Consider the following 26447-nt stretch of genomic DNA (forward strand, 5'->3'; position numbering starts at 1 on the left):
GGGGTGGTGTGGCTGGCCCGGGTGCGGTGGGGGCTTGTTCCCCACCCCGCCCCTTCCCGTAACCGGGGGCTGCACCCCCGGCCCCCGCCCGGGGCTGCGCCCCGGCCCCCGCCCGGGGGTTGCGCTCTTGGGCCCCGGCTGGGGTTGCGTGCCTGGGCCCCCGCCTGTGGGTTGCGCCCCTGGGCTCCAGCTGGGGCTGCGCCCCCGGTCCTCCGCCTTGGGGCTTGCGTCCCTGGGCCTCTGGGGTTGCACCCCGGGGGCCCGGCTAGGGCGGTGTGGCTGGCCCGGGTGCGGTGGGGGCTGTTCCCCGCCCCGCCCCTTCCCGTAACCGAGGGCCGCGCCCCCGGACCCCGCCCGGGGCTGCGCCCCTGGCCGCCGCCTTGGGGCTTGCGCCCTTGGGCCCCTGGGGCTGCTTCCCGGCCTCGGCTGGGGGCGGTGTGGCTGGCCTGGGGGCGGTGGGGGCTGTTCCTCACCTCGCCCCTGTGCCCCCGGGCCCCCGCCCGGGGGTTGCTCCCGGCCCTCGGCCGGGGCTGCGCGCCTGGGCCTTGGGGCGGCCGACGGGGCCGGGCTCGGGGCGTCGTCTCGGAGCCCGCGCGCTCTCCGGGCGGTGTCCTCAATCGCCGGACGGGCTGGATTTCCAGCCCGTCCGGCGATTGAGGACCGGGGCCCGGGGCGGCGCCCCGGTTTCGAGGAGGGGCGGGGTGGGGGACTGCCGCTTCGCCGGAGCTACCGCTTCAGGGCTCGTTCGATCGTTCGCATGACCTCGCCCAGGGGGGCGTCCGTGCGGGCGACCATGACGACCACGTCCTCCTCCTCGCCCGGCGAGGACACGCTCACCGGCGGGCGGCCCGCGCCGATGCCGGTGCCGAAGGTTTCGCGGACGATGGCGAAGGCGTGGTCGAGCTGGGTCTCCACGTCGCCCTCGCCGCGCGCCCGCAGCCAGCGGCGCAGGACGTGGTTGTGGGCCGTGACCACCGCGGAGGCGGCGACCTCGGCCAGCAGGGGGTCGTCGTCGCCGTCGTGGTGGGCGCCCTCGTCGAAGTGGCCCAGGAGGTAGCGGGTGAAGAGCCGCTCGTAGCGGGCCACCGAGGCGATCTCGCGCTCGCGCAGGGCGGGGACCTCGCGGGTCAGTCGGTAGCGCTCGACGGAGACCGCCGGGGAGGCCGCGTACATGCGCATGACCTCCTTGATGCCCCGGCACACCGTGTCCAGCGGGTTCTCATGCGGCGGCGCCGCGTCCAGCACCGCCTCGGCGCGCACGAGCGTGTCGTCGTGGTCCGGGAAAATGGCCTCTTCCTTGGACCGGAAATGGCGGAAAAACGTCCGCCGGGCCACGCCCGCTGTGGCCGCGATCTCGTCGACCGTCGTCGCCTCGTACCCTTGCGTCGCGAACAACTCCATGGCGGCCGCCGCGAGTTTGCGGCGCATGATGAGGCGTTGGGCGGCGGCACGGCGGCTGCCGGCGGTCTCCCCACCGTTGGAGGAATTCGAGCGGTTACGCTGCGTACGAGTGGCCTTTACGGGCTGGGACATGTGGGGAACGTAACACGCTTGTGAGTGCTGGTGCGGGGGCGGACCGAAGGACGGTTCGAGCAGTCCGCCCCAGCCCAGCGGATTCTCAGGCCTTCGCATACTCGCGGAAGCCGCGCCCCGTCTTGCGGCCCAGGCAGCCCGCCGCGACGAGGTGTTCCAGCAGTGGCGCGGGGGCCAGCCCCGGGTCGCGGAACGCGCGGTGGAGCACCTTCTCGATGGCCAGCGAGACGTCCAGCCCCACCACGTCCAGCAGCTCGAAGGGGCCCATCGGATAGCCGCCGCCGAGCTTCATCGCGGCGTCGATGTCATCGGGCGACGCGTAGTGCTCCTGGACCATCTTCACCGCGTTGTTCAGGTACGGGAACAGCAGGGCGTTGACGATGAACCCGGCCCGGTCGCCGCAGTCCACCGGGTGCTTGCCGACCTCCCGGCACACGGTGTGCACGGTCGCCCGCGCCGCGTCCGAGGTCAGCACCGTGCGCACGACCTCGACGAGCTTCATCGCGGGGGCCGGGTTGAAGAAGTGCATGCCGATGACGTCCTGCGGGCGCGACGTGGCGCGGGCGCAGGCGATGACCGGCAGTGAGGAGGTGGTGGTGGCGAGCACCGCGCCCGGTTTGCAGACCTTGTCGAGCACGGTGAACAGCTCCTGCTTGACGGCCAGATCCTCGGCCACCGCCTCCACCACGAGGTCCGCGTCCGCGAAGGCGTCGAGGGAGTCGGCCGGGGTTATCCGGGCCAGCGCCCGGTCCCGCACCGTCTCCGTCATCCGCCCCTTGGCCACCGACCGCGCGAGGGACTTCGCGATACGGGCCTTCGCCTGCTCCGCCTTCTGGGCGGTACGGGCCGCCAGCACCACCTCGTGGCCCGCCTTGGCGAAGACCTCGGCGATACCGCTCGCCATCGTGCCCGAGCCCGCGACGCCGACGGCGCGCACCGGGCGGCCCAGGTCCGGGGACGGCGCCTGCGGAGCCGCGCCGTCCGGGACGGCGGTGCCGCTGCCCGGCGCCTCGTACGTATAGAAGCCGCGGCCCGCCTTACGGCCGGTGAGCCCGGCCTCGGCGAGGTGACCGAGGACGGGGGCCGGGGCGTGGAGCCGGTCGCCCGAGGCGGCGTACATCGCCTCCAGGACGGTACGGGCCGTATCGATCCCGATCAGGTCCAGCAGGGCCAGCGGCCCCATCGGCAGCCCGCAGCCGAGCCGCATCGCGGCGTCGATGTCCTCGCGGGCGGCGTAGCGCGACTCGTACATCGCCGCGGCCTGGTTGAGGTAGCCGAACAGCAGCCCGTCGGCGATGAAGCCCGGCCGGTCGCCGAGCGCGACCGGCTCCTTGCCCAGGTCGCGGGCGAGCGCGGTCACCGCCTCGACGGCGGCGGGCGCGGTCAGCACGCTGGAGACGATCTCCACCAGCTTCATGGCGGGCGCCGGATTGAAGAAGTGCAGCCCCAACACGCGTTCGGGGTGGGCGGATTCGGCGGCCAGCCGGGTCACCGACAGCGCGTTGGTGCCGGTCGCCAGGATGGTGTCCGGCCGGACGACGGCGTCCAGCGCGGCGAAGACGTCGTGCTTGATGCCGTAGTCCTCGGGCACCACCTCGATCACCAGATCCGCGTCCGCCGCGGCGGACATATCGGTCGCTGTGCGGATGCGGTCGAGCGCGGCGGTCCGCTCGCGCTCGGTCATCCGCCCGCGGCCCACCGCGCGGGCCGTGGCCACCTCCAGCGCGGTGACGGCCCGGCGGCAGGCGCTCTCGCCGATGTCGATACCGATCACCCGGCGACCCGCACGGGCCAGGATCTCGGCGATGCCGGTGCCCATCGTGCCGAGCCCGACGACCGCAACAGTAGTGAGCGGGGCCCAGGAGGGGGAGAGATCAGGGGAGGACGTGGTGCTGACGCCGGTCTGTGGGAGACGGTCCATCGCGGACTCCAGAGGGTGTTCCCCGGAAACGGGGATGAAGTGACGACTGGGACGATCGAGGGGAGCCTTCGGTGAAGAGCGGAGGAACGACACCGCGATCCGGGCAAACCGGACGGGCGTCCGGTGCTTGCTCCGGCACCTGCTGTGGGAATTCCTCCGGCACGTACGAAAACTCCGACGGAAGGGCTTGCACGCTCCCTGGCGGACAGCGCCGCACGGAGGAAACTGCCCGTGGGAGACACACGGCGGGCCCTGTCCCGGGGCCATGCCGTACTGCTGATGAATGTGCCGAACCGACGTCACACAAGGCGGCTGCGTCACCAGGCCGCCCGAGCAGGGGTGCTGCTCGTGTCGCCATATTAACTCGCGGGTAACCAAGACGCCAGAGCCGATTGTGAGTCCTGCGCGATGGCGCGGATCACCGGGGAGGGGAGACCTCGACATGGACGACGAATTCCGCACGCTGACGGAGCGGGTACGGGCCTCGCTCATATCGCAGCAGGAGACGGCGGCACACGCCTCGCTGCTCGCACTCGTACGGCAGGGCACCCCCGCCGCACGCGAACAGCTCGCCCGCATCCTGGTCGCGCCGGAGCAGCCCCTGTGGGCGCGCGAGACCGCCGCCTTCGTCCTCGGCAGCGCGGGCGACCGGCGGGCCTTCGAAACGCTCGTCCTGCTCCTCAACTACCGCGAGCCCGCGCGCTGCGCGACCGCCGCCCGGGTGCTGGCCCGGCTCGACGATCCGCGCACCGCCCGCGCCGCCGCCGCCCTCGCCACGAATCCGCTGCGCACCGCGTACTCCCTGCACCCCATCCGGCTCCTCGTCGAACTCCGCGCCCCCGAGTCCGTACCGGCCCTGGTCGCCGCCCTGGAACGCCAGTTGGCCGCCCGGGACCGGCACTGGGTCATCGCCCGCGCCTGCGTCGAGGGGCTGGGCGCGATCGGCGACGAACGCGCCATCCCCGCCCTGAAGGCGGCGGCCGAGCACATACGGCTCAGCGCCGCGGCCGCCGCCGCCCTCGCCCGCATCAGCGGCGGCGGCTCCCTGGACGCCCCCACACCACCCCCGCCCCGATCCGGCCGAACGGGCACAGGCCGCGCAACCGTCCGCTGACCCCTCACCCACCCCACCCCTCCCTTCCCGAACCCGGGACTCCGCCCCGGCCCCGGCGGGGGGCGCGGCCTCGGGCTTCCGGGTCTGCTCCCGGCCGGGGTCCGGGGCGGGCCCGCGGCGGGCCCGCCACACGGCGGAGCCGCCTATCGGATGCCGCGGGAAGGGGCGGGGTGGGGGATCAGCCCTTGGCCAGCCGCAGGGCGTACCGCACTTCCGGCACCGCCGCGCCCTCCACCTTGTGCGTCTCCGCGCCGCCGTCCGCCGCGAAGCCCGCCCGCTCGTAGAAGCGGCGGGCCCGGCGGTTCCCCTCCAGCACCCACAGCCGCAGATGCGGAAAGCCGCGCTCGGCGACCCGGCGGCGGGTCTCGTCCAGGAGGGCGCGGCCGATGCCCGTGCCCAGCAGGGCGGGGTGCGCGTAGAGGGCGTACAACTCGGCGTCCCCGGGCGGCAGATCGCGGTCCCGGTACGGCCCGAAACAGGACCAGCCGACCACCTCGCCGGTGCCCTCCTCCGCCACCAGGTTGACCACGTCGCCGAGCCCCCGGGAGAAGAACTCCCGCCGCCGCTCGGCGTCCTCCTCGACGCTCAGCCCGTCCAGATACGTCTGCGGCATCAGCCCCAGGTACGCCTTCTGCCACCCCCGCACCCGCACCGCCGCCACCGCGTCGATGTCGGACTCGGCCATCTCCCGTACCCACACCCCGTTCATATACGTCCACCGTAGGTGGCTTGACCTTGACACCGGCGGCAGGGACACACGATCTCCGCCATGGAAAACCACGCGAATCCGCACCCCGTCGCCCTCGTCACCGGAGCCGGTACAGGCATCGGCCGCGCCACCGCCCGCGCGCTCGCCGGGGAGGGCGCGCGGGTGGTGGCCGTCGGGCGGCGGCCGGAGCCGCTTGCGGAGACGGCCCGCGGCCATGACCGCATCCACCCGTTCGCCGCGGACATCACCGCACCCGGCGCCGCCGAGGACCTCGTCCGCCATGCCGTCGAGACGTACGGGCGGCTGGACGCACTGGTGAACAACGCCGGGATCGTCCGCTCCGCGCCCCTGGAGGGCAGCACCCGCGAACTGACCACCACCCACCTGGAGACCAACCTCATCGCCCCTGTCCTGCTCGCGCGGGCGGCCCTCGGCCCCCTGGAGGCGAGCGGTGGCGTGATCGTGAACGTGTCCACCGCGATCGGCCTGCGCGGCTGGCCGGGCAACGCGGTCTACGCCGCGACGAAGACCGCGCTGGAGACGCTGACCCGCAGCTGGGCGGTGGAGCTGGCGCCGCGCGGGGTGCGGGTGGTGGCCGTGGCGCCCGGGGCGATCGAGACGCCGATCGCGGACCACTCGGGGCTGTCCCCCGAGCGGCGGGCCGAGGTGCGCGCCTGGCAGCTCGCCCACACCCCGCTGGGGCGGATCGGACGGCCCGAGGAGGTGGCGTGGGCGATCACCCGACTCGCCTCGCCCGGCGCCTCGTTCCTCACCGGCGTGGTCCTGCCCGTGGACGGCGGGGCGGTCGTCGCCTGAACGGCCCTGAACCGCCCTGAACGAACCTGAACGGACCTGGACGGAACTGACGGAGCGCGCAGAGCTGATAGAACGGCACCGGAGGTGGGGGACCGGTGCGGATCGGGGAACTGGCGGACGCGACGGGCACGACGCCGCGCGCGCTGCGCCACTACGAGCAGGCGGGGCTGATCACGTCCACGCGGGCGCACAACGGCTACCGCGTGTACGACGAACGGGCCGCCGTACGCGTCCGCAACATCCGCCGGCTGCTCGCGGTGGGCCTCACCCTGGACGACGTCCGCTGCTTCCTGCCCTGCCTGGACGGCGACATGCTGACGGCGCCGCCCAGCGCCGAAGGACTCGGCATCGCCCACGCCCGGCTCGCTGTCCTGGACGCCCGGATCGCCGCCCAGGCCGAGGCCCGCGACCGCCTCGCGCAGGCACTCGGGCAGGCCGCGGAGACCCCGTAGGACGCTAGTCGGCGGTGCCGTCTCCTGGCGCGACCGCATGGCTGAGCTGCGACATGCGTACTCCTCCAACTCCCCGTGCCCCGTCCCGTTTTCGGGTCCCATGAGGAGATCATCGCTCACATCAGCGACAGCTGGGCCGGGCCGTGTGGATAACCCTCCTCGGGCCCAGGTCCGGGACTGTCGGGGACGGCGCGGTGGGTGCCCGGGGTGTACGGGCCGATGCCGTACTCGGTGGCGAGGTCGTGGACCATGCCGGTGATCCGCCGCTGGTACCACTTCGGGGCGTACGAGCCGCCGTCGTACAAGGCGTCGTAGCGCTTCAGCAGGCGTGGATGGTGCCGGGTGAGCCAGGCCGTGAACCATTCGCGGGCGCCGGGGCGCAGATGCAGTACGAGCGGCGTCACGGAGGTCGCCCCGGCTTCGGCGATGGCGCGGACGGTCGCGCGCAGCTGCTCGGGGGAGTCGCCGAGGAAGGGGATCACCGGGGCCATCAGCACCCCGCAGGGGACGCCGTGTTCGGACAGGGTCCGCACCGCGTCGAGGCGCCGCTCGGGGGAGGGGGTGCCGGGTTCGACGGTGCGCCACAGGGTGCGGTCGGTGAAGCCGACGGAGACCGAGACGCCGACGTCGGTGACGTGCGCGGCGCGGCGCAGCAGCTCCAGGTCGCGCAGGATCAGGGTGCCCTTGGTGAGGATGGAGAAGGAGTTGGCGCGCTCGATGAGCGCGCCGAGGATGCCGGGCATGAGCCGATAGCGGCCCTCCGCGCGCTGGTAGCAGTCCACGTTGGTGCCCATGGCGATGTGCTCGCCGCGCCAGCGCGGGGCGGCCAGCTCGCGCCGCAGCAGCTCGGGGGCGTTGACCTTGACGACGACCTGGGAGTCGAAGTCGTGGCCGGTGTCGAGGTCGAGATAGCTGTGCGTCTTGCGCGCGAAGCAGTAGACGCAGGCGTGGGTGCAGCCGCGGTACGGGTTCACGGTCCATTCGAACGGCATCCGGGATGCGCCTGGCACCCGGTTGACGATCGAACGGGCGCGGATCTCGTGGAAGGTGATGCCGCGGAATTCAGGGCTGTCGAAGGTACGAGTCGTCACCGCGTCGGCGGCGAAGAGGGCCGGGGCGGCCGCCTCGCCGTCGCCTGTCAGGTTGTCCCAGCGCATGGCACCCACCTCCGGGGGTCTCGCTCACTACCACAATAGAACACATGTTCCCTTCATTTTCGTCAACCCCGAATTTGGGCGGGTGACGCGCAGGTGGTTGGCTTGCCAGCGCAGGGCACGAGGCAAGACAAGACGCAGGGCATCGGAGGAAACAGCAATGGGCCAGGTCGAGGCCACCACGGAGCGCATCGTGACGGGCAAGCCCGAGGACGTGTTCGACGCGCTCGCCGACTACCGCGAGGTCCGCCCCCGGCTGCTCACCGAGCAGTTCAGCGAGTACGAGATCCGTGAGGGCGGCGACGGCGAGGGCACCGTCGTGCACTGGCGGCTCCAGGCGACCAGCAAGCGGGTGCGCGACTGCCTGCTGGAGGTCTCCGAGCCGAGCGACGGGCAGCTCCTGGAGAAGGACCGCAACTCCTCCATGGAGACCACCTGGACCGTCACCCCGGCCGGGGAGGGCAAGGCGCGGGTCGTCGTGACCTCGGTGTGGAACGGCGCGACCGGCATCGGCGGCTTCTTCGAGCGCACCTTCGCGCCCAAGGGCCTCGCCCGCATCTACGACGGCGTGCTGGAGAAGCTGGCGGCGCACCTCGCGGCCGAGGGCGCGCGGTAGCCTCCGTCCGCCCCGGCGTCACCGTCACCGGTTCGGGTGGTTTTCTGCGCGGTGCGCACCATAGGCGCACCTGCTCCCACTTGCGGTAAAGCCACCCGGACACGTCTCTTTGTCGATTCGTCGCGCTTGCCCCTAGTTGTCGCGTAATGCGAGAACAGGGCGGCGGTGCAGGCGTGACGAGGGGAGACATGACGTGGGCGGGATCACCGAGACCACCTTCGCGAAGGGCCATCGGCCGGCAGGCGCACCCGCCCGCGCCTCCGACGGAACCGGGACCGGGTACAGGAACGAAAGCGGGGCCGACGACGGCCCGCCCTCGGGCGGCCCCGCGTCCGACGGCCCCGGCGGGGCCGGGCTCAGCCCGGCCCGGGTGCGGACGGTCTTCCTCGGGCTGATGCTCGCCCTGCTGCTGGCCGCCCTCGACCAGACGATCGTCGCCACCGCCCTCCCCGAGGTCGTCGGCGAACTGCACGGCCTGGACAAGATGTCCTGGACCGTCACCTCCTACCTCCTCGCCGTCACCATCGTGCTGCCGGTCTACGGCAAGCTCGGCGATCTCATCGGCCGTAAGAGCGTCTTCGTCTTCGCGATCGTCGTCTTCGTCGTGGGCTCCGCGCTCGCCGGGTGGTCGCGCACGATGGACGAGCTGATCGTCTTCCGGGCGGTGCAGGGCGTGGGCGCCGGAGGGCTGATGATCGGCGTCCAGGCGATCATCGCCGACATCGTGCCGCCGCGGGAGCGCGGCCGCTACATGGGGCTCATCGGGGCCGCGTTCGGCCTCGCGTCGGTGGCCGGGCCGCTGATCGGGGGCTTCTTCACCGACCATGTCTCCTGGCGCTGGTGCTTCTACGCCAACGTCCCCTTCGGCCTGGTCACGCTCGCCGTCGTGGCCGCCGTCCTCAAGGTGCCCGAACCGCTCCGGCGGCCGCGCTTCGACTTCCTGGGCGCCCTGTTCCTCACCATGTTCTCCACCTGCACGGTGCTGCTGACGAGTTGGGGCGGTACGGAGTACAGCTGGCACTCGCGCGTCATCCTCGGGCTCGCCCTGGGCGCGGCGGGCTCCGCGATCCTCTTCGTCGTCGTCGAGTGCGTCGTGTCCGAACCGCTCATGCCGATGCGGATGTTCCGCGATCCGGTCTTCTGCGTCTCCGGGCTCATCGGCGCGGTGATCGGCGTCGCGCTGTTCGGCGCCGCCAGCTATCTGCCCACTTTCCTGCAGATGGTCGACGGCGTCTCCGCCACCGAGTCGGGGCTGCTGATGGTGCCGATGATGGGCGGCATGGTGCTGTCCTCGATCATCTCCGGCCAGCTCATCAGCGCCACCGGCCGCTACAAGGTCTTCCCCGTCGTCGGCGGCCTCATCTCGGCCGGCGGCATGTGGCTGCTCTCCCGGCTGGAGGAGGACACCTCCCGCCAGGACTACAGCCTCTGGATGGGCGTCCTCGGGTTCGGCATCGGGCTCGTCCTGCCGGTGCTGATCCTCTCCGTGCAGAACTCCGTCTCTCCCGACGACCTCGGCTCGGCCACCAGCGCCAACAACTACTTCCGGCAGATCGGCGGCAGCGTCGGGGCGGCCATCTTCGGCACCCTCTTCGCCCATCGGCTCGCCGACCGCCTCGCCGAGGAGTTCCCCCGGGGGGCCGAGGGGACCAGGGCGGCGGGCGTCCGGGCCGCCGGTGGACCGCAGCTGCCCGACCCCGACTCCGTCACCCCGCAGATCGTGCACGCGATGCCGCGCGCCCTGCGCGACGGCTACATCACGGCGTACGCCGACGCCATACCGCGGATCTTCCTCTACCTCGTGCCGGTGCTCGTCCTGGGCTTCCTGCTCGCCTTCCTGCTGAAGGAGAAACCTCTGGTGTCCCACACCGACTACGCCGTCCAGCCGGACCCCGGCGTCCAGCCAGACTCCGGCGCCCAGCCGGACCCCGTCGTACCGGCGGCGCGTTCGGTGCCCCGGCACGCCGCCTCGCCCCCTCCGCCGCCGCCCGTCGCGGGCATCCCGGTCTGCGGCACCGTCCAGCACCACGACGGGACCTCGGTCCCGCGGGCCGCGCTCACCCTCATCGACGTCAGCGGCCGCCAGATCGGGCGCGGCGCCACCGGCGAGGACGGCCGGTACGCGCTCAGCACGCCCGGCACCGGGGCGTACGTCCTCATCGCGGCGGCGAGCGGCCACCAGCCGCGGGCGGTCAGCGTCACCGTCGGCGACCGCCCGGTCGAGCTGGACGTCGTGCTGGGCGGCGCGGGCCGCCTCGCCGGGTCGGTGCTCACGGCGGACGGCACGCCTGTACGGGACGCGACGGTCACCCTCACCGACGTACGCGGCGAGGTGGTCGCCTCCACGCGCAGCGGACGCGAAGGGGGCTATGTGATGAACGAGTTGGTCGCCGGGGAGTACACCCTGGCCGCCAGCGCGCCCGCCTTCCGCCCCGCCGCGCTCCCCGTCACCGTGCAGGCCGCCCGCGAGACCCACCAGGACATCGAACTGGCCGGGGGCGCCGTGCTGCGCGGTGTCGTCCGGGCCAGTGGCGGCCGTATCGTCGAGGACGCCCGGGTCACGCTGCTGGACGCGGCCGGAAACGTCGTCGACACCGCGACGACCGGCGCGGACGGGGCCTTCCGCTTCATCGACCTGTCGGCGGGGGAGTACACAGTGATCGCCGCGGGCTACCCCCCGGTGGCGACGGTGCTCCAGGTGGCGGGCGGCGGCCGCACGGAACGCGATCTGCACCTGGGCCACGAGGACTGACCACCGGACGCCCCGCCCCGGACCCCGCCTTCCGCCGGGGTCCGGGGCGGAGACATACCGGTCGAAGGTCGCACGCGTGCCCGCGACCTCGCACAAGATGACACCTATTCGGGTATTGGCCCACGCCGTGAGCCGCCCCCGCCGTACCGTTGAAGGCGGTGTCGCAGATCTTGCGTGCGAAGGAGTCTTCCGCCCATGGAGCAAGGCACGGAGGTGTCCGGCCGGATTCCCCTCGCGGTGGTCGTCGTCGATGCCCAGGGGCTGGTCACGCACTGGAGTTCCGGCGCCCGCAAGCTCTTCGGACGCACCCGCGAGCAGGCCATCGGCGCACCCGCCGTCGATCTGATGCCGGTCTCGGGCGCCCTGCGCGGCGCGGACCTGCCGGACGCGGCCGACCGGATACGGACCTGGGCGCCGGACGACGCCCTCGGCGGCCCGCGCCACTACCCCACCGCGGGCCGCGCCCGGATGAGCGTCCCGGCCGACACCGCCCGTAACGCCGCCCAGGCCGGCGTCCAGGACACCGCCCAGGTCGACGTCCTGTGGTGGGCGTATCCCCTCGTCGGACCGGGCCCCGAGCGGCTGCTCGTACTGGCGGCGGACGCCACAGGGCTCACCGGGGGCGCCCCGGACGAGCGCTTCGCGCCGGGGTTCGCGCTGCACACCGAGTTCCCCGGCGCCGAGCTGCTGGCCATCCGGCTGCCGGACATCCTGCCGAACATGGGCCCGGCCACCGGCGGCCGGATCGTCGCCCAGGTCCTCGAACTCGGCTACCCCGTCCTGGAGATCAGCCACCACCAGCGGGTCCCGGTCACCCCGGACTGGGGCATGCCCCGCTACCGCGAGCGCCAGGCGCGGCGGGCGGCCCTGCGCCGCGCGGCCGGTCCCGCCGCCCCGGCCGGTCCGCCGCCCGCCCCCGATGCCCTCGAAGCGCGTGAAGACCTCCAAGACCTCCAAGACCCCGAAGACCTCGAATACGCCGCCGTCCGCGAGCGCCTGGAGTTCCTGAACGAGGTCAGCGGCCGCATCGGCAGCTCCCTCGACCTGGCCCGCACCATCCGTGAGGTGACCAGCGCCGCCGTCCCCCGCTTCGCGGACTTCGCGGGGACGCATCTGCGCGCCCAGGTCCTCGCGGGCGAGGGCTTCCCTGACGGCCCGCCCGACGTCACCACCGTCTGGCACCGGGTCTGGGTCGAGCACAACGACGAACCGGGGCGCTGGGACGACACGGTGCCGGTCGGGGAGAGCATCGCGTTCCCCGAGCACACCCCGTTCTTCCAGTGCATGGTCACCGGCGAGCCCGTCCTCATCCCGTACATCGGCGACGAGTTGGGCGACCGGATCGCCGGACAGTTCGAGAAGCGCGACCTGCGCCCGCTGATCAACGGCCGGTCGATCCTCATCGTGCCGCTCAAGGCGCGCAACGTGGTGCTCGGCTTCATGGTGCTGCTGCGCCGCGAGGGCCGCGAGGTGTTCGACGACATGGACCGGACGACCGGGGCCGAACTCGCCGCCCGCGCCGGGCTCGTGCTCGACAACGCCCGGATGTACACGTACCAGGAGAACGTGGCCGAGACCCTCCAGGACAGCATGCTGCCCCAGGTGGCGCCGCGCATGGCGGGCTGTGACACCGCCACCCGCTATCTGCCCGGCACCCGGCTCGGCCGGGTCGGCGGCGACTGGTTCGACGCCATCAAGCTGTCCGGTTCGCGTACCGCGCTCGTCGTCGGCGACGTCATGGGGCACGGGCTGAACTCGGCCGCGATGATGGGCCAGCTGCGCACCGCCGTCCAGACCATGGCCGCCCTCGACCTGCCGCCCGCGCAGCTGCTGCGCAACCTCGACGACTTGGCGCAGCGGCTCGGCGAGCACTATCTCGCCACCTGTCTGTACGCGGTCTACGACCCGATCCGCTCCGAGCTGCTGATCGCCAACGCGGGCCACATCCCGCCCGTGCTGGTCCGCGCCCAGGACGGCCGTAGCACGCTGCTGGACCTGCCGACCGGGGCGCCGATCGGCGTGGGCGGGGTGCCCTTCGAGACGGCCACGGTGCGGGTCGCGCCCGGCGACCGCCTCATCCTGTGCACGGACGGTCTGGTCGAGGTGCGCGGCCAGGACATCGGCGCCGGTCTCGCGGCGCTGTGCGAGTCCGCCGCCCATCCGGCGGCGTCGATGGACGACGCGTGCGACACCGTCATCCGCGCGCTCAACCAACGTGGCGGCCGCAAGGACGACGTGGCGCTGCTGATGGCCCGGCTGAACGGCATCCCCTCCGACGACGTCGCCCGGTGGCGGCTGGCCCTCGACCCGGGCGAGGTCGGCCGGGCCCGCCGCCTGGTCCGGGAGCGGCTGCTGCGCTGGGGCCTGCCGCACGCCGTGGACACCGCGGAGCTGCTGGTCAGCGAGGCCGTGACCAATGCGGTGCGGCATGCCCACACCCACCATGTGGTGCTGCGTCTGGTCCGCGCCGAGGCGCTGCTGTGCGAGGTCTCGGACGACGACCACGAACTGCCCGCCCTGCTGAGCGCCGGTCCCGAGGACGAGTACGGGCGCGGGTTGCGGGTCATCAGCGAGCTGGCCAGGGAGTGGGGAACGAGCCGGACGCGGCGGGGCAAGACCGTCTGGTTCGAGCAGGCCCTGCCCCGGGCAGACGGACCTGGGAACGGACACGGCGACGGACCTGAGAACGGACGGAGGAACGGACACAGGAACGGACGCGGGAACGGACCGGGGAACGGACACGGGGAGCGGCGATGAGCGGTGTGTCGGAGCGTTACCGGGAAGCATGGGAGAGCTACTGGCGGGCCACCTCGGACGCGCCGGGGGAGGCCATCTGGGACGCCGACCCGTCGCTGAGCGCCGCCCGGGACGCCGACCGCCTGGCCCCGCACACCGACGCCTCCCTACCCATCGTCGACCTGGGCTGCGGAAACGGCACCCAGACCCGCTATCTGGCCACCCGCTTCGGCCGCGCCCTGGGCGTCGACCTGTCCCACGCGGCGGTCGAGCACGCGCGCCGCGCCGATACGGCCGGGGCCGTCGCCGAGTTCCGGCAGCTGAGCCTCACCGACCCGGCGGCCGTACAGGAGCTGCACGAGCGCCTGGGCGACGTCAATGTCTACATGCGCGCCGTCATCCACCAGAGCGATGCCCCCGACCGCCGGCCGGTCGCCGAGGCGGTGGCCACCCTGGTCGGCCGCCGTGGCCGGGGCTTCGTCGCGGAGCTGACCGAGGAGTCCAAGACGACCCTGGCCCGCCTGGCCGAGAGCCCCGGCGGCCCGCCCCTCAAGCTCCGCCGCGTCTTCGACCACGACCTCAGGCCCGCCGACGCGGGGGACATCGAGGTCCGGGAGCTGCTGGCGGCGGCGGGACTGCGGATTCTGGCCGAGGGCCCCACGGCACTGGCCCAGACGGAGCAATGGGCCGACGGTTCGCGGGTGGAGCTCCCGGCCCGGTGGTTCGTGGTCGGACGGGCTCCGGAGGGCGGGGGACGGTTATCCACAGGGGTGGTTCGGCCCCCGCACAGCGCGTAACGTAACGAACCATGAAGATCCTGATCAGCGCCGACATGGAGGGCGCTACCGGGGTGACTTGGCCGGGCGACGTCCTGCCCGGCACCCCGCAGTGGGAGCGCTTCCGGCACCCGTTCACCTCGGATGTGAACGCGGCGGTGCTGGGATTCTTCGACGGCGGTGCGGACGAGGTGCTCATCAACGAGGCCCACTGGTCCATGCGCAATCTGCTGCTGGAGGAGCTGGACCAGCGGGCGCAGCTGATCACCGGGCGGCACAAGACGCTGAGCATGGTCGAGGGGGTGCAGCACGGCGATGTGGACGGGGTGGCGTTCATCGGCTACCACACCGGCGCGGGCACCGAGGGCGTCCTCGCGCACACCTATCTCCCCAACTCCGTGACCGGCGTCTGGGCGAACGGCGCCCGGGCGAGCGAGGGCCTGCTCAACGCCCTCGTGGTCGCCGAGTACGGCGTACCGGTGGTGCTCGTCACCGGGGACGACAAGACCTGCGTGGACGCCAAGGGCTATGCGCCGGATGCCCGGTGCGTAGCCGTCAAGGACTATGTCTCGCGGTACGCGGCGGTGTGCCGCGCCCCCGCCCGTACCGCCGCCGACATCCGGGAGGCGGCGCGGGAGGCCGCCGTGCTGGCGGTGCGCCACGACCCCCCGCACCGCGGGCCGTTCACGATCGAGCTGGAGTTCGACGCCGCGCATCTGGTGGGGGCGGCGAGCGTCGTACCGGGCGTGGAGCGCAGCGGAGAGCGGCGCGTCGCCTACACCTCACCGACCATGTACGAGGGGATTCGCTGCTTCAAGGCGGTCACGACCGTCGTATCGGCCGCGGTGGAGGAGCAATATGGCTGACACGTCCCACCCGATCCGTCCCGAGGCGATCGACGCCCAGGCGCTGGAGGAGGTGGTGCGGTTCACCTCCGAGCTGATCGCGATCGACACCACCAACCGTGGCGGAGGGGAGTGTTCGGAGCGCCCCGCCGCCGAGTACGTGGCGGAGATGCTCAGCGACGTGGACATCGACCCCACGCTGCTGGAGCGGTCCCCGGGGCGTACCAATGTGGTCGCCCGGATCGAGGGCACCGAACCCGCCGCGCCCGCGCTGCTCGTCCATGGCCATCTGGACGTGGTGCCCGCCGAGCCCGCCGACTGGACCGTGCACCCCTTCTCCGGGGAGGTGCGCGACGGGGTGGTGTGGGGCCGGGGCGCCATCGACATGAAGAACATGAACGCGATGGTTCTCGCGGTCGTCCGGGCCTGGGCGCGGGCCGGGGTGCGGCCCCGGCGGGACATCGTGCTGGCCTTCACCGCCGACGAGGAGGACAGCGCCGCCTGGGGCTCCGGCTATCTCGCCGACCGGCACCCGGAGCTGTTCGAGGGCTGCACCGAGGGCATCAGCGAGTCCGGCGCCTTCACCTTCCACGCCGGGCTCGGGCTGCGGCTCTACCCCATCGCGGCGGGGGAGCGCGGCACGGCCTGGCTCAAGCTCACCGCGCGTGGCCGGGCCGGTCACGGCTCGAAGGTCAACCGGGCCAACGCGGTCAGCCGTCTGGCCGCCGCCATCGCCCGCATCGGCGACCACCGCTGGCCGGTCCGGCTGACGCCCACCGTCAAGGCGGCGCTCACCGAGATCGCCGCGCTCCAGGACATCCCGGCCGACGTCGACGCGCCGGGCTTCGACGTCGACGAACTGCTCGCCAAGCTCGGCCCGGCCGCCGCCCTCATCGAGCCGACCGTGCGCAACAGCGCCAACCCGACGGTCCTGGAGGCCGGTTACAAGATCAACGTGATCCCCGGCAGCGCCACCGCCTATGTCGACGGGCGGATGCTGCCCGGCGGCGAGGTGGAGTTCCAGGAGACCCTCGACCGGCTCACCGGCCCGCACGTCGACTGGGAGTTCCACCACCGCGAGGTCCCGCTCCAGGCCCCGGTCGGGCCCGAGGCGCCCACGTACGAGGCGATGCGCGCCGCCGTCCAGCGCTTCGACCCGGGCGGCCACGCCGTGCCGTACTGCATGTCGGGCGGCACCGACGCCAAGCAGTTCTCCCGGCTCGGCATCCGCGGCTACGGCTTCTCGCCGCTGCGGCTGCCCGAGGGCTTCGACTACCAGGCGCTCTACCACGGCGTGGACGAGCGGGTGCCGGTCGACGCCCTCCACTTCGGTGTCCGGGTGCTCGACGACTTCCTGCAGAGGGCGTGAGCGCGTGGTGCAGCAGGTCACGGTCACGGCCCCGTACGGGACCTGGCCCTCCCCGGTCGACGCCGCCCTCGCGGCCTCCCGCGACGGCCACCCCGAGTACGTGGGCACGGTCGGGTCCGAGGTGTGGTGGACCGCGCCCCGGCCCGCCGAGGGCGGCCGCCGCGCGCTGATCCGGCAGCGGGTCGCGGGCGCCGCCGAGGAGCCGGTGCTGCCTCCGCCGTGGAACGTGCGCAGCACGGTCATGGGCTACGGCGGCACCCCCTGGGCCGCCGCCCCGCGCCCGACCGGCGGCCCGCTGGTGGTGTTCGTTCACTTCGCCGACCAGCGGCTGTACGCCTACGAGCCGGACGCCCCCGCGAGCGCCCCGCCGCGCCCCCTGACCCCCCTGTCCCCGGTGGGCGAGGGGCTGCGCTGGGCGGACCTGCGGCTTCAGGTGGACCGCGGCGAAGTGTGGTGCGTCCTGGAGGAGTTCACGGGCGAGCGGCCGACCGACGTACGGCGGGTGATCGCCGCCGTACCGCTGGACGGCTCGGCCGCCGAGGACCGCGCGGTGGTGCGCGAACTGACCGACGCCCGCCACGACTTCGTCACCGCGCCCCGGCTCTCGCCCGACGGCCGCCGGGTCGCGTGGCTCGCCTGGGACCACCCGCGGATGCCCTGGGACGGCACGGTGGTGATGGTCGCCGAGGCGCTGCCCCACGGCCCCTTCCGGGACGCCCGCACGGTGCTGGGCGGACCGGAGGAGTCCATCGCCCAGATCGACTGGGCCCCCGACGGCGCGCTCCTCGCCACCACCGACCGCACCGGCTGGTGGAACCTCCACCGTCTGCCGCCGCGAGTCCCCGCGGCGGCGAGATTCGCCCCGCCCACCGGGCCGGGCCCGGCCGCCGCCGGTCCAGCTGCCGGTTCCGGCCCACTCGCGGGACCGGGTCGGCCCCCGGCCACGGACGAGGCCGCCGCGCCTGGGGCGGACGCCGGGCTTGGGACAAGTGTCCCTCTCGGGCGGGCCGCTGGGTCCGTGGCCGCCGCCGGACCCGGAGCTGCCGCTGGGGCTGGGCCAGCCGCCGGGGGCAGGGGAGGTGCCGTGCCCGGGTCGGCCGCCGAACCGGGGGCAGATGTCCGGATCGGGGCAGACGCCGGTTCCGGGGCAGATACCGCGCCCGGGGCGGACGCCGGGCTTCGGGAACTGTGTCCCCGGGAGGAGGAGTTCGGGGGGCCCTTGTGGAAGCTGGGGCACCGGTGGTTCGCGGCGTTGGACGGTGGGCTGATCGCCGTCTTGCACGGGCGGGGGGCGCAGCGGCTCGGGATTCTGGACCCCGCGACCGGGGAGCTGGCCGATGTCGCCGGGCCGTGGACCGAGTGGGAGCCGACACTCGCGGTGGACGGCGAGCGGGTCGTCGGCGTCGCCGCGAGCCCGTGCGGCGGGCATGAGGTCGTGGAGCTGGACACCCGTACCGGCCACGCCCGCGTCATCGGCAACGCCCACACCGACCCCGTCGACCCCGCGTACTACCCGGAGCCCCAGGTCCGCACCTTCACCGGGGCGGACGGCCGCGAGATCCACGCCCAGCTCTACCCGCCCCACAACCCCGGCCACACAGGCCCGCCCGGCGAGCTGCCGCCCTATGTGGTGTGGGCGCACGGCGGGCCCACCGGCCGGGCGCCGCTCGTCCTCGATCTGGAGATCGCCTACTTCACCTCGCGCGGCATCGGCGTCGCCGAGGTCAACTACGGCGGGTCCACCGGCTACGGCCGCGCCTACCGCGACCGGCTGCGCGAGCGGTGGGGCGTGGCCGACGTAGAGGACTGCGCCGAAGTCGCCGGGGCGCTCGCCGACGAGGGCGTCGCCGACCGGGCCCGGCTGGCGATCCGCGGGGGCAGCGCGGGCGGCTGGACGGCGGCCGTGTCGCTCACCGCCACCCGGCTGTACGCGTGCGGCACGGTCATCTACCCGATCCTCGACCCCGCCGCCTGGGCCACCGGCGAGACCCACGACTTCGAATCGCGGTACACCGAGTCGCTGATCGGCCCGGTCACCGAGGTCCCGGACCGCTACCGGGAGCGGTCGCCGCTGCACCGGGCCGACCGGATCACCGCGCCGTTCCTGCTGCTCCAGGGGCTGGACGACACGATCTGCCCGCCCGCGCAGTGCGAGCGGTTCCTCGCGGCGATGGCGGGGCGCGGGGTGCCGCACGCGTATCTCGCCTTCGAGGGCGAGGGGCACGGCTTCCGCCGCGCCGGCACCATGGTCCGCGCCCTGGAGGCCGAGCTCGCCCTGTACGCACGGGCCTTCGGCCTGCCGGTGGCCGGGCTGCCCGCCCTGGAGCTGCGCACATGAGCGCTGAGTTGTCCGGGCCGGGGCGCGCTGCCGGTTGTCGGAGGGCAGCGGTAGCGTGAGCGGCACGTTAACCCGATATGCGAACTGTTTCGCCATCATGCCTACTGGAGGAGCCAGTTGACACCCGCACGGGCCCCGCGCCTCGTCGGCCGTGAGCCGCAGCCCACCGCCCTGACCGGTGGGTGGCCGCAGGGCGGCGAGCCCGAGACCTGGCTGCTCAGCGTCTCGGGATTCACCGCCACTCTGGACACCGCCGCCCCCGGCAAGATCCTCGACGCCGAGGAGCGGGAGCGGGCCGGGAGGTTCCTGCGCGCCGAGGACCGGGAGCGGTACACGGCGGCCCATATGGGGCTGCGGCAGCTGCTCGGCGGCTATCTGGGCGTCGACCCGGCCGCCGTGCCGTTCACCCGGGAGGACTGCCCCGGCTGCGGCGGTCCGCACGGCCGCCCGGCGGTGGTCGGCACCCCGCTCCACTTCAACATGTCGCACGCCGGTGACCTGGTGCTGTTCGCCTTCGCCGGGACTCCGGTCGGGGCCGATGTGGAGAAGCTCCAGCCCGCCTCCGTGGTGGCGCAGGTGGCCCAGAGCCTGCACCCCAGGGAGCGCGCCGAGCTGGACGCGCTGCCCGAGCCGGAGCGGCCCGCCGCCTTCGGCCGCTGCTGGACGCGCAAGGAGGCGTATCTCAAGGGCATCGGCACCGGGCTGTCCCAGGACCCGGCGAAGGACTACGTCGGCACCGGCCGGGAGCCGGTGCCGGTGGGTCCGTGGGCGCTGATCGACGTACCGGTGGAGTCCGGTTACGCGGCCGCCATGGCCCTGCGCGACCCCGGCCGGAACGGGTAGCCCGGCCGGGGGTCACGCCAGGAGATCAGGGGGCGGAGGGTGCGGGCACCGGGGCGGGCGCCTCGGTGTCGGCACTGGTGCCGGTCCCGGCCGCCGGGCGGCGCAGCAGGTAGACGCCGATGACGGCGACCAGGGAGGCGGCGGAGAGCGCGTAGAGCCCGCCGTTGGTGCCGCCCGTGGTCTCCTCCAGGTAGCCGAAGAGCGTCGGGGCGACGAAGCCGCCCAGGTTGCCGAGGGAGTTGATCACGGCGAGCCCGGAGGCCGTGACCTTGACGTCGAGGCTGGACTGGGCCAGCGGCCAGAAGAGGTTGGCGCCGCACTTGCTGCCGACGGCGGCCAGGGTGATGGCCGCGAGGCCGAACCACGGGGAGCCGAGCGTGGCGAGGAAGGTGCCGACGGCCGACAGCACCAGCACGATGGCCAGGTACGGGCGCCGGTCGGGCATGCGGTCGGTGTAGCGGCTCATGGTGTACATGGTGATCACGGCGCAGATCCACGGGACCGCCGAGAGCAGCCCGACCTGGAAGGGCGACAGCCCGCCGATGTCGTCGACCAGGCTCGGCAGCCAGAAGGTGATGGCGTAGCCGGTCAGCGCCATGGCGAAGAAGACGAGGGTGAGCAGCGCGACCTGCGGTTGGAGTACCAGGCGCAGCCGGGACACCTTGGGCTCGCGGCTGCGGCTGTCCCGGTCGCGGGCGACCGCCGTGCTCAGGGCCGTCCGCTCCTCGGCGGTGAGCCAGCGGGCGTCGGTGATCCGGGAGACCAGGAAGAACGCGGCGACGAGGCCCACCACGATCGAGATGGCGCCTTCCATCGCGAACATCCAGCGCCACCCGGCGAAGCCGCCGAGGCCGTGCATTTCGAGGAGCGCGCCGCTGATCGGGCCGGTGACGATGTAGGCGGTCGCGGAGCCGCCGAGGAAGATGGCGCTGGCCCTGCCCCGGTAGGAGTCGGGCAGCCAGGTGGTGAAGTAGTACATGACGCCCGGGAAGAACCCCGCCTCCGCGATGCCGAGCAGGAATCGCAGCGCGTAGAACGAGGTGGCGCCGTGCATGAAGCACATGGCGACCGTCACCGCACCCCAGCTGATCATGATGCGGGTCAGCCAGACGCGGGCGCCGAAGCGCTCCATGAGCATGTTGCTCGGCACTTCGAAGATGGCGTAGCTGATGAAGAACAGCCCGGCGCCCAGTCCATAGGCGGCGGCGCCGACTCCGATGTCGGCACTGAGGTCGTCCTGGACGAAACCGACGTTGGTGCGGTCCATCTGATTGACGATCAGCATCAACACCAGCATCGGCATGACGCGCCGCAAGAACTTGCTCACCGCCCGGTCGACCAGTTCCGGGGCGGGCGCCGCGTCCTGGCCGGGGGGTCCCTGCTGTGCCATGGTGCTCTCCTGGCGATATGTTCATCCCTGTGAACAGTCATTGAGTGGTGCGCAGGACCATACGGTCCTGTATGCACTCGGTCAATGGCTTGTGAAGCACTTATTCCGCAGCGCTGACCTGGCCTTCAGGTCTTCGTCGGACCCGAAAAGTCAAGAGGGTGCTTCATGAATGACGTTCATGGATATGACCAGATCGGTCCGGTGCCATCGAAAGCGGTGGCGGAGGCGCGGCCTCCGTACCATCATCGACCCATGCCTGATCATGCGTATCTCGCCGAGGGGGCCCGCGCGGCCATCCGGCTCCATCGGCGTACGGACGGCGCCGAATTCGTCCGGCTCGCCCGGCAGAGTGCCTCCTTCCACAGCCCCTGGCTGACGCTGCCCACCACCGAAGAGGCCTACGAGGGCTTCATCGGTCAGCTGGAGCGGGAGGACCGGAGCGGTTACCTGGTCTGCGTACGGGAGACCGGTGCGCTCGCCGGATTCGTCAACGTCAACAACATCGTGCGCGGCGCGTTCCAGTGCGGCGCGATCGGCTACGGCGCCTTCCCGCCCGCCGCCGGGCGCGGCTATATGTCCGAGGGGCTCGGGCTGGTGCTTCGGCAGGCCTTCGGGCCGCTCGGGCTGCACCGGATCGAGGTCAACATCCAGCCCGGCAACGAGGCGTCGACCGCGCTCGTGAAGCGGCACGGCTTCCGGCTGGAGGGCTTCTCGCCCGACTTCCTCCATATCGAGGGTGCGTGGCGCGACCACGACCGCTGGGCCATCACCTGCGACATGCTGGCCCCCGAGTGACGTCCGCGGCCACCGAGCACAAGGCGCCCCCGGCCTGACCCGACCGGGGGCGCCTCACAAGGGAGTGCCGCAAGGGGAGCTCACGCGCCCGGGTTGCGGTCCACGTACTCGAAGATCGACCCGTCCGGGTGGCGGGCCACCAGCATGCGGCCGGTGGGGGCGGGGATCGGGCCCGCGACGATCTGCGCGCCGACCGCCGTCAGATCGGCGATCGCCTCGTCCACGTCCTTCACCGCGATCGTCGCCGCGATCTTGCGGAGGATCTCCATCTCCGACTCCGGACCGCTCATCAGGAAGAAGCAGCCGACCGCCGCGACCGAGACGCCGCCGCGCTGGGAGCGGGACGCCTCGGCGCCGGTGAGTCGTTCGTAGACGCTGATCGCGGAGTCCAGATCCTCGACGCAGACCCGCAGTGAAGTCCCCATGATGTCCATGCGGGCGAGCCTAGTTGAACCGCATGTCAGACGCGGCACAGGACCTCTCCGTGGAGGACGGCGAACCAGCCGTCGTCCCGGCTGCCCCACTCCCGCCAGGCGCTCGCTACGTCCCGCAGCTCGGCCTCCGTGGCGTGGCCGCCCTCCATCGCGCGCCGGGCGTACGACGAGGCCACCGTGCGGTCCGCCCACAGCCCGCTCCACCACGCCCGCTCCTCGGGGGTGGCGTAGCACCAGGCACTGGCAGTCGAGGTGATGGCGGAGGCGGGGAGGCCCGCCTCCAGGGCCCAGGACCGCAGCCTGCGCCCCGCGTCCGGCTCGCCGCCGTTGGCGCGGGCGACCCGGCGGTAGAGGTCCAGCCAGGCGTCCAGCCCGGGAATGTGCGGATGCCAGGTCATGGCGGCGTAGTCGCTGTCGCGGGCCGCGACGATGCCGCCCGGCTTGCACACCCGCCGCATCTCGCGCAGCGCCCGCACCGGGTCGCCGACGTGCTGGAGCACTTGGTGGGCGTGGACGACGCAGAAGGAGTCGTCGGGGAAGTCCAAGTCGTGGACGTCGGCGACCGCGAAGCGGGTGTTGGCCAGCCCGCGCTCATCGGCGGTAGACCGCGCCCGCTCCAGGATGGCGGGCTCCGTGTCGACGCCGACGACCTCGCCTTGGGGTACGAGTTCGGCCAGGTCGGCGGTGATGGTGCCGGGGCCGCAGCCGATGTCCAGGATGCGCATGGGGGGTTCGAGGTGCCCGGTCAGATAGGCCGCCGAGTTGGCGGCCGTGCGCCAGGTGTGGGAGCGCAGCACCGACTCGTGGTGCCCGTGGGTGTAAACGGCGTCGTTCGACATGACGGAACCCTACGCCGCTGTCTCGCATCACGAGAAGAGTTGTCTCGCTATGTGGGCAGCTGGTGGGTGCGGAAAGGGCGGCGGGAACCGGCATCTCCCGTTCCCCGCCGCCCGGTTGGCGTCTCCGGAACCCCTCAGGCGGGCTCCCGCCACCGCTCCAGATCCCCCGTGCTCACCACACCCACCGGCCGCCCCGCCCGGACCACCGGCAGCCGCCGCACCTCATGCGCTCGCATCAGCGCGGCCGCCTCGGCGATCTCCTCGTCGGGGCCGATGGTCACCGGGTCCGGGGTGCACACCAGATGGCAGCTGACCGTCAGCGGATCGACGCCGTCCGCGACCGCGCGCAGCGTGATGTCGCGGTCGGTGAGGACGCCCAGCAGCTCACCGTCGAGCGCCACCAGCACGCCGCCGATGTTCTGCGCGCGCATCAGCTGCGCCGCTTCCACCAGCGAGGCATCGGGACGCACCGACGTGACCGTCGGCGTCATGACGTCTTTCACGTACTGCGGCATGTCACTCGCCTTCTTCGAAAGGATTCGGAGTGCGGGGAGCCGCTACGCCTCGGGGCGCAGTCCGAGCGCGGAGACCACCTCCTGCACGGTGCGGAACGTCTCGTCGTCGGGCAGCTCCTGGGCCAGCGCGATCAGCCGGTCCGGCGCGTGCCGCTCGTGCAGTACGCGCAGCACGGCGCTCCGCCCCGCCGGGAACGTCGTACGGCCCAGATGGCGGGCGAACTCGAAGCGGAGCGCCTCCGCCCGGCCGGTCGCCCCCGGGGAGGGGACCGGACCGGTCGTCACCTCCGGGTCGTCGTCGGCGGCGGGCTCCGGGTCGTGCCACTCCTCGACCCGGGTCGGATGGCCGGAACGGATCAGGCCCTGAAGCTCCTGCTTCATCTCCTCGTCCCGGTGGGCGCTCAGCCGGCTGCTGCCTCGCTGCATGTCGGTCCCCTTCCCTCATGGGTCCGGTTGGCTCGTGGGATGGTCGTGTCCCCGAGATTCACTGCGCCGCGCCGCCCTCGTACGGCCAGCGCAGCAGGGCGCCCAGTCCTCCGACCGGGGCTCCGTTCGTGTCGTCCGCCCCGCCGCCGGGCGGCACCGTCAGCACCTCGGCGCCGGTGGCCGCCGCCGAGCGGATCAGCGCGTCGTCGGCGCGCACCGCGACGGGCCGGGCGTCGCCCAGATACTGGAGGTCGCTACGGCGCATCGCCACCTGGTCCGGCTCGGCGCCCGCCCATACGTCGCGGTACAGGTCGGTGCCGTCCGGCCGGATCAGCAGCGTGCCGATGCGGTGCTCGCGCGCCGCGTCGACCAGCCCCGGAACGCCTTCCGCCGCCGTCACCCGGCCCTCCATGGGCACGCGCCCGGCCCGGAACCGTTCCATCGCCTCCTCGGTGTGGCCGTGGACGTGCCGGGCCCGCACCTCGTCGACGTCGTGGTCCAGCAGCCGGGCGGCGTGGGTGCCGGGCGAGGCCGAACCGGCGGCCCGGCCGCCGTGCGCGGTCTCCGCGGCCCGGCCGCGCAGCTGCTCCGGCAGCCGTTCGTGAACGGCGTGCCGCTCGCGCGCGTCCCCCACCAGCAGCACCAGATCGGCCTGTGTCTGTTCCTGGCGGGTCCGCAGCTCGTCCGCGATCAGCCCGGCGTTGTGCTCCCAGGTGTTCTCCGTCCGCAGCTGGAAACGGCGCTCCGGCCAGTCGGCCGTCGCGGTGCGGTGCGCCTGCCCCACGGCCCGGTCGCCGTGCGCGCCGCGCAGCTCGAAGTCCGCGCCGGTGCGGCTGATGTACGCCACCAGGCACGACGGGTCATCGCCCGTCAGCTCCACCAGCGGCCCCACATGCGGCAGCGCCGACCAGCAGGCCTTGGGCGCGCTCTGTGGCGGCGCCGTCAGCGACGGGTCGAGCACCACCTCGCCGCGCGAGGCGAAGACGGCCCGGCCCACCGGCTCGGTCGCCGGTGTCACCGTGGCCAGCTCGTCGTACACCGCACGGCAGGTGCGCGCGTCGGCGCCCTGCTGCTCCAGCCTGCGGCATGCCTCACGGGCGGAACGCTCGTGGTCCTCGGCCGAGGACTGGTGGGGGTGCGAGGTGTCGACGTAGACGGTTGCCCAGGGGCCTGGGCGTTCGAACAGCGGATTCAGAAATCCGAGTCGCATGTACTCCCTCCCGGCGGTCCGGGTGTTTCGTCCCTCCCGCGTACCCGTCACCACGCCATCGACACGGACCGGACGGCTGGCGTCCGGAAGATTTCGGGGCCAGGTTTGAGGCGTCCCGGCCCGGGGACCCGTCGCGTGGCCGAGCGGCCCGCAGGGAGTGTGAGGGCGGCGCCGGGCACGGGAGATCAGGGGCCCGTGCCCGGCGCCTCCGCGTGTGTTGTTAACGCCTCGTGGCGCGGGTACCCGGCGCGCATGACTGACACCTCCGCGAACTCGACGGCGGACAATCCGCTGCTGGCCAGACACGGTGAGGCGCTGGACCTGTTCACCGAGCGGGTGCACGCCGTACGGCCCGACCAGTGGGACGCCCCCACGCCCTGCACCGAGTGGAGCGTGCGGGCCCTGGTGAACCACTTGGCGGTCGAGCAGATGTGGGTACCGGCGCTGCTCCGGGAGGGCGCGAGCGCGGGTGGTCCGGGCGCCGTCCTCTCCGGCGATCAGCTCGGCGACGACCCCATCGCCACCTGGGACGCGGCCGCGGCCGTCGCCCGCACCGCCTTTCAGGAGCCGGGCGCCCTGGAACGCACCGTCGCCCTCTCCTACGGCGCGAGTCCCGCCACCGAATACTGCGCCCAGATGACCGCCGACGCGACGGTCCACGCGTGGGATCTCTCCCGCGCCATCGGCGCCGACGAGCGGCTCCCGAAGCCGCTGGTCGACTTCTCCGTGCGGGAGGTGGCCCCGTACGCGGCGGACCTCGAAAAGAGCGGCCTCTTCGCGGCCCCGGTAGACCCTCCGCCCGACGCCGACGCCCAGACGAAGCTCCTGGCCCTCCTGGGCCGCGAGGCGTAGCGGCGAGGCGTA

Annotated in this window: 23 protein-coding genes; 13 read left to right on the top strand and 10 right to left on the bottom strand. The window is 73.1% G+C overall.

Annotated features, from left to right (window positions below; all coding sequences use genetic code 11):
* Positions 1-726: 726 nt before the first annotated feature.
* Both ABZ370_RS27190 and ABZ370_RS27195 read right to left on the bottom strand, forming a co-directional pair.
* Positions 727-1533: a TetR family transcriptional regulator gene (locus ABZ370_RS27190; protein ID WP_358625723.1), complete on the bottom strand. Its 807-nt coding sequence runs from the start codon at positions 1531-1533 to the stop codon at positions 727-729.
* Between the two features lie 85 nt (positions 1534-1618).
* Entirely contained in the window at positions 1619-3454 is a 1836-nt protein-coding gene (locus ABZ370_RS27195; protein ID WP_358625725.1) for a 3-hydroxybutyryl-CoA dehydrogenase, read from the bottom strand.
* Positions 3455-3896: 442 nt separating this feature from the next.
* Between ABZ370_RS27195 and ABZ370_RS27200 the strand changes: the two genes are divergently transcribed.
* Positions 3897-4568 (top strand): HEAT repeat domain-containing protein, encoded by a 672-nt coding sequence (locus ABZ370_RS27200; protein ID WP_358625727.1) that lies wholly within the window; start codon positions 3897-3899, stop codon positions 4566-4568.
* A gap of 178 nt (positions 4569-4746) precedes the next feature.
* Here ABZ370_RS27200 and ABZ370_RS27205 read toward each other — a convergent pair whose 3' ends face one another.
* Entirely contained in the window at positions 4747-5277 is a 531-nt protein-coding gene (locus ABZ370_RS27205) for a GNAT family N-acetyltransferase (RefSeq protein ID WP_358625729.1), read from the bottom strand.
* A 60-nt stretch (positions 5278-5337) separates the two neighbouring features.
* Here ABZ370_RS27205 and ABZ370_RS27210 point away from each other — a divergent pair, with 60 nt between their 5' ends.
* Positions 5338-6093 (top strand): SDR family oxidoreductase, encoded by a 756-nt coding sequence (locus ABZ370_RS27210; protein ID WP_358625731.1) that lies wholly within the window; start codon positions 5338-5340, stop codon positions 6091-6093.
* Positions 6094-6188: 95 nt separating this feature from the next.
* A complete protein-coding gene (locus ABZ370_RS27215; protein ID WP_358625733.1) occupies positions 6189-6545 on the top strand; it encodes a MerR family transcriptional regulator in 357 nt (118 codons plus the stop codon).
* Between the two features lie 116 nt (positions 6546-6661).
* Here the strand turns inward: ABZ370_RS27215 and ABZ370_RS27220 are convergent, their stop codons facing one another.
* The gene (locus ABZ370_RS27220; RefSeq protein WP_358625735.1) at positions 6662-7702 is read right to left on the bottom strand and encodes an Rv2578c family radical SAM protein; all 1041 of its coding nucleotides are present in this window, start codon (positions 7700-7702) and stop codon (positions 6662-6664) included.
* 157 nt (positions 7703-7859) lie between these two features.
* Between ABZ370_RS27220 and ABZ370_RS27225 the strand changes: the two genes are divergently transcribed.
* From ABZ370_RS27225 to ABZ370_RS27260, 8 genes are all read left to right on the top strand, one after another.
* Positions 7860-8315 carry an SRPBCC family protein gene (locus tag ABZ370_RS27225; RefSeq protein ID WP_358625737.1) on the top strand — a complete coding sequence of 152 codons (456 nt, stop codon included), beginning with the start codon at positions 7860-7862 and terminating at the stop codon, positions 8313-8315.
* Positions 8316-8508: 193 nt separating this feature from the next.
* Positions 8509-11067, top strand: a complete 2559-nt coding sequence (locus ABZ370_RS27230; RefSeq protein ID WP_358625738.1) for an MFS transporter — start codon at positions 8509-8511, stop codon at positions 11065-11067.
* Between the two features lie 195 nt (positions 11068-11262).
* Complete coding sequence (locus ABZ370_RS27235; protein WP_358625740.1) at positions 11263-13824, top strand: SpoIIE family protein phosphatase; 2562 nt, start codon at positions 11263-11265, stop codon at positions 13822-13824.
* Positions 13821-14600 (top strand): class I SAM-dependent methyltransferase, encoded by a 780-nt coding sequence (locus ABZ370_RS27240; RefSeq protein WP_358625742.1) that lies wholly within the window; start codon positions 13821-13823, stop codon positions 14598-14600. Before ABZ370_RS27235 ends, ABZ370_RS27240 begins: the two co-directional genes overlap by 4 nt.
* An 11-nt stretch (positions 14601-14611) precedes the next feature.
* The gene (locus ABZ370_RS27245; RefSeq protein WP_358625744.1) at positions 14612-15445 is read left to right on the top strand and encodes a M55 family metallopeptidase; all 834 of its coding nucleotides are present in this window, start codon (positions 14612-14614) and stop codon (positions 15443-15445) included.
* On the top strand, positions 15438-16793 hold the full coding sequence (locus ABZ370_RS27250) for a M20/M25/M40 family metallo-hydrolase (RefSeq protein ID WP_358625746.1): 1356 nt from the start codon (positions 15438-15440) through the stop codon (positions 16791-16793). The genes ABZ370_RS27245 and ABZ370_RS27250 overlap by 8 nt, the downstream gene beginning before the upstream one ends.
* A gap of 7 nt (positions 16794-16800) precedes the next feature.
* Positions 16801-19131 carry a prolyl oligopeptidase family serine peptidase gene (locus tag ABZ370_RS27255; protein ID WP_358625881.1) on the top strand — a complete coding sequence of 777 codons (2331 nt, stop codon included), beginning with the start codon at positions 16801-16803 and terminating at the stop codon, positions 19129-19131.
* A gap of 117 nt (positions 19132-19248) precedes the next feature.
* Complete coding sequence (locus tag ABZ370_RS27260) at positions 19249-19974, top strand: 4'-phosphopantetheinyl transferase superfamily protein (protein ID WP_358625748.1); 726 nt, start codon at positions 19249-19251, stop codon at positions 19972-19974.
* Positions 19975-19999: 25 nt separating this feature from the next.
* Here ABZ370_RS27260 and ABZ370_RS27265 read toward each other — a convergent pair whose 3' ends face one another.
* A complete protein-coding gene (locus tag ABZ370_RS27265; RefSeq protein WP_358625750.1) occupies positions 20000-21364 on the bottom strand; it encodes an MFS transporter in 1365 nt (454 codons plus the stop codon).
* A gap of 252 nt (positions 21365-21616) precedes the next feature.
* Here ABZ370_RS27265 and ABZ370_RS27270 point away from each other — a divergent pair, with 252 nt between their 5' ends.
* Entirely contained in the window at positions 21617-22159 is a 543-nt protein-coding gene (locus ABZ370_RS27270; protein ID WP_358625752.1) for a GNAT family protein, read from the top strand.
* A gap of 80 nt (positions 22160-22239) precedes the next feature.
* On the opposite strand, the gene ABZ370_RS27275 is transcribed toward ABZ370_RS27270, so the two are convergent.
* The 5 genes from ABZ370_RS27275 to ABZ370_RS27295 all read right to left on the bottom strand — a co-directional run bounded on the left by ABZ370_RS27275 (position 22240) and on the right by ABZ370_RS27295 (position 25583).
* Positions 22240-22593 carry a VOC family protein gene (locus ABZ370_RS27275; RefSeq protein ID WP_358625754.1) on the bottom strand — a complete coding sequence of 118 codons (354 nt, stop codon included), beginning with the start codon at positions 22591-22593 and terminating at the stop codon, positions 22240-22242.
* A gap of 26 nt (positions 22594-22619) precedes the next feature.
* Positions 22620-23432, bottom strand: a complete 813-nt coding sequence (locus ABZ370_RS27280; protein WP_358625756.1) for a class I SAM-dependent methyltransferase — start codon at positions 23430-23432, stop codon at positions 22620-22622.
* A 134-nt stretch (positions 23433-23566) separates the two neighbouring features.
* Complete coding sequence (locus tag ABZ370_RS27285) at positions 23567-23947, bottom strand: CBS domain-containing protein (protein WP_358625758.1); 381 nt, start codon at positions 23945-23947, stop codon at positions 23567-23569.
* A gap of 42 nt (positions 23948-23989) precedes the next feature.
* Complete coding sequence (locus ABZ370_RS27290; RefSeq protein ID WP_358625760.1) at positions 23990-24373, bottom strand: DUF2795 domain-containing protein; 384 nt, start codon at positions 24371-24373, stop codon at positions 23990-23992.
* Positions 24374-24431: 58 nt separating this feature from the next.
* On the bottom strand, positions 24432-25583 hold the full coding sequence (locus ABZ370_RS27295; RefSeq protein WP_358625762.1) for a hypothetical protein: 1152 nt from the start codon (positions 25581-25583) through the stop codon (positions 24432-24434).
* Positions 25584-25835: 252 nt separating this feature from the next.
* On the opposite strand from ABZ370_RS27295, the gene ABZ370_RS27300 reads away from it, so the two are divergent.
* A complete protein-coding gene (locus ABZ370_RS27300; RefSeq protein WP_358625764.1) occupies positions 25836-26435 on the top strand; it encodes a TIGR03086 family metal-binding protein in 600 nt (199 codons plus the stop codon).
* Positions 26436-26447 lie beyond the last annotated feature (12 nt).

Origin of the sequence: Streptomyces sp. NPDC005962, assembly GCF_040629205.1 — a bacterium.
GTDB lineage: Bacteria > Actinomycetota > Actinomycetes > Streptomycetales > Streptomycetaceae > Streptomyces.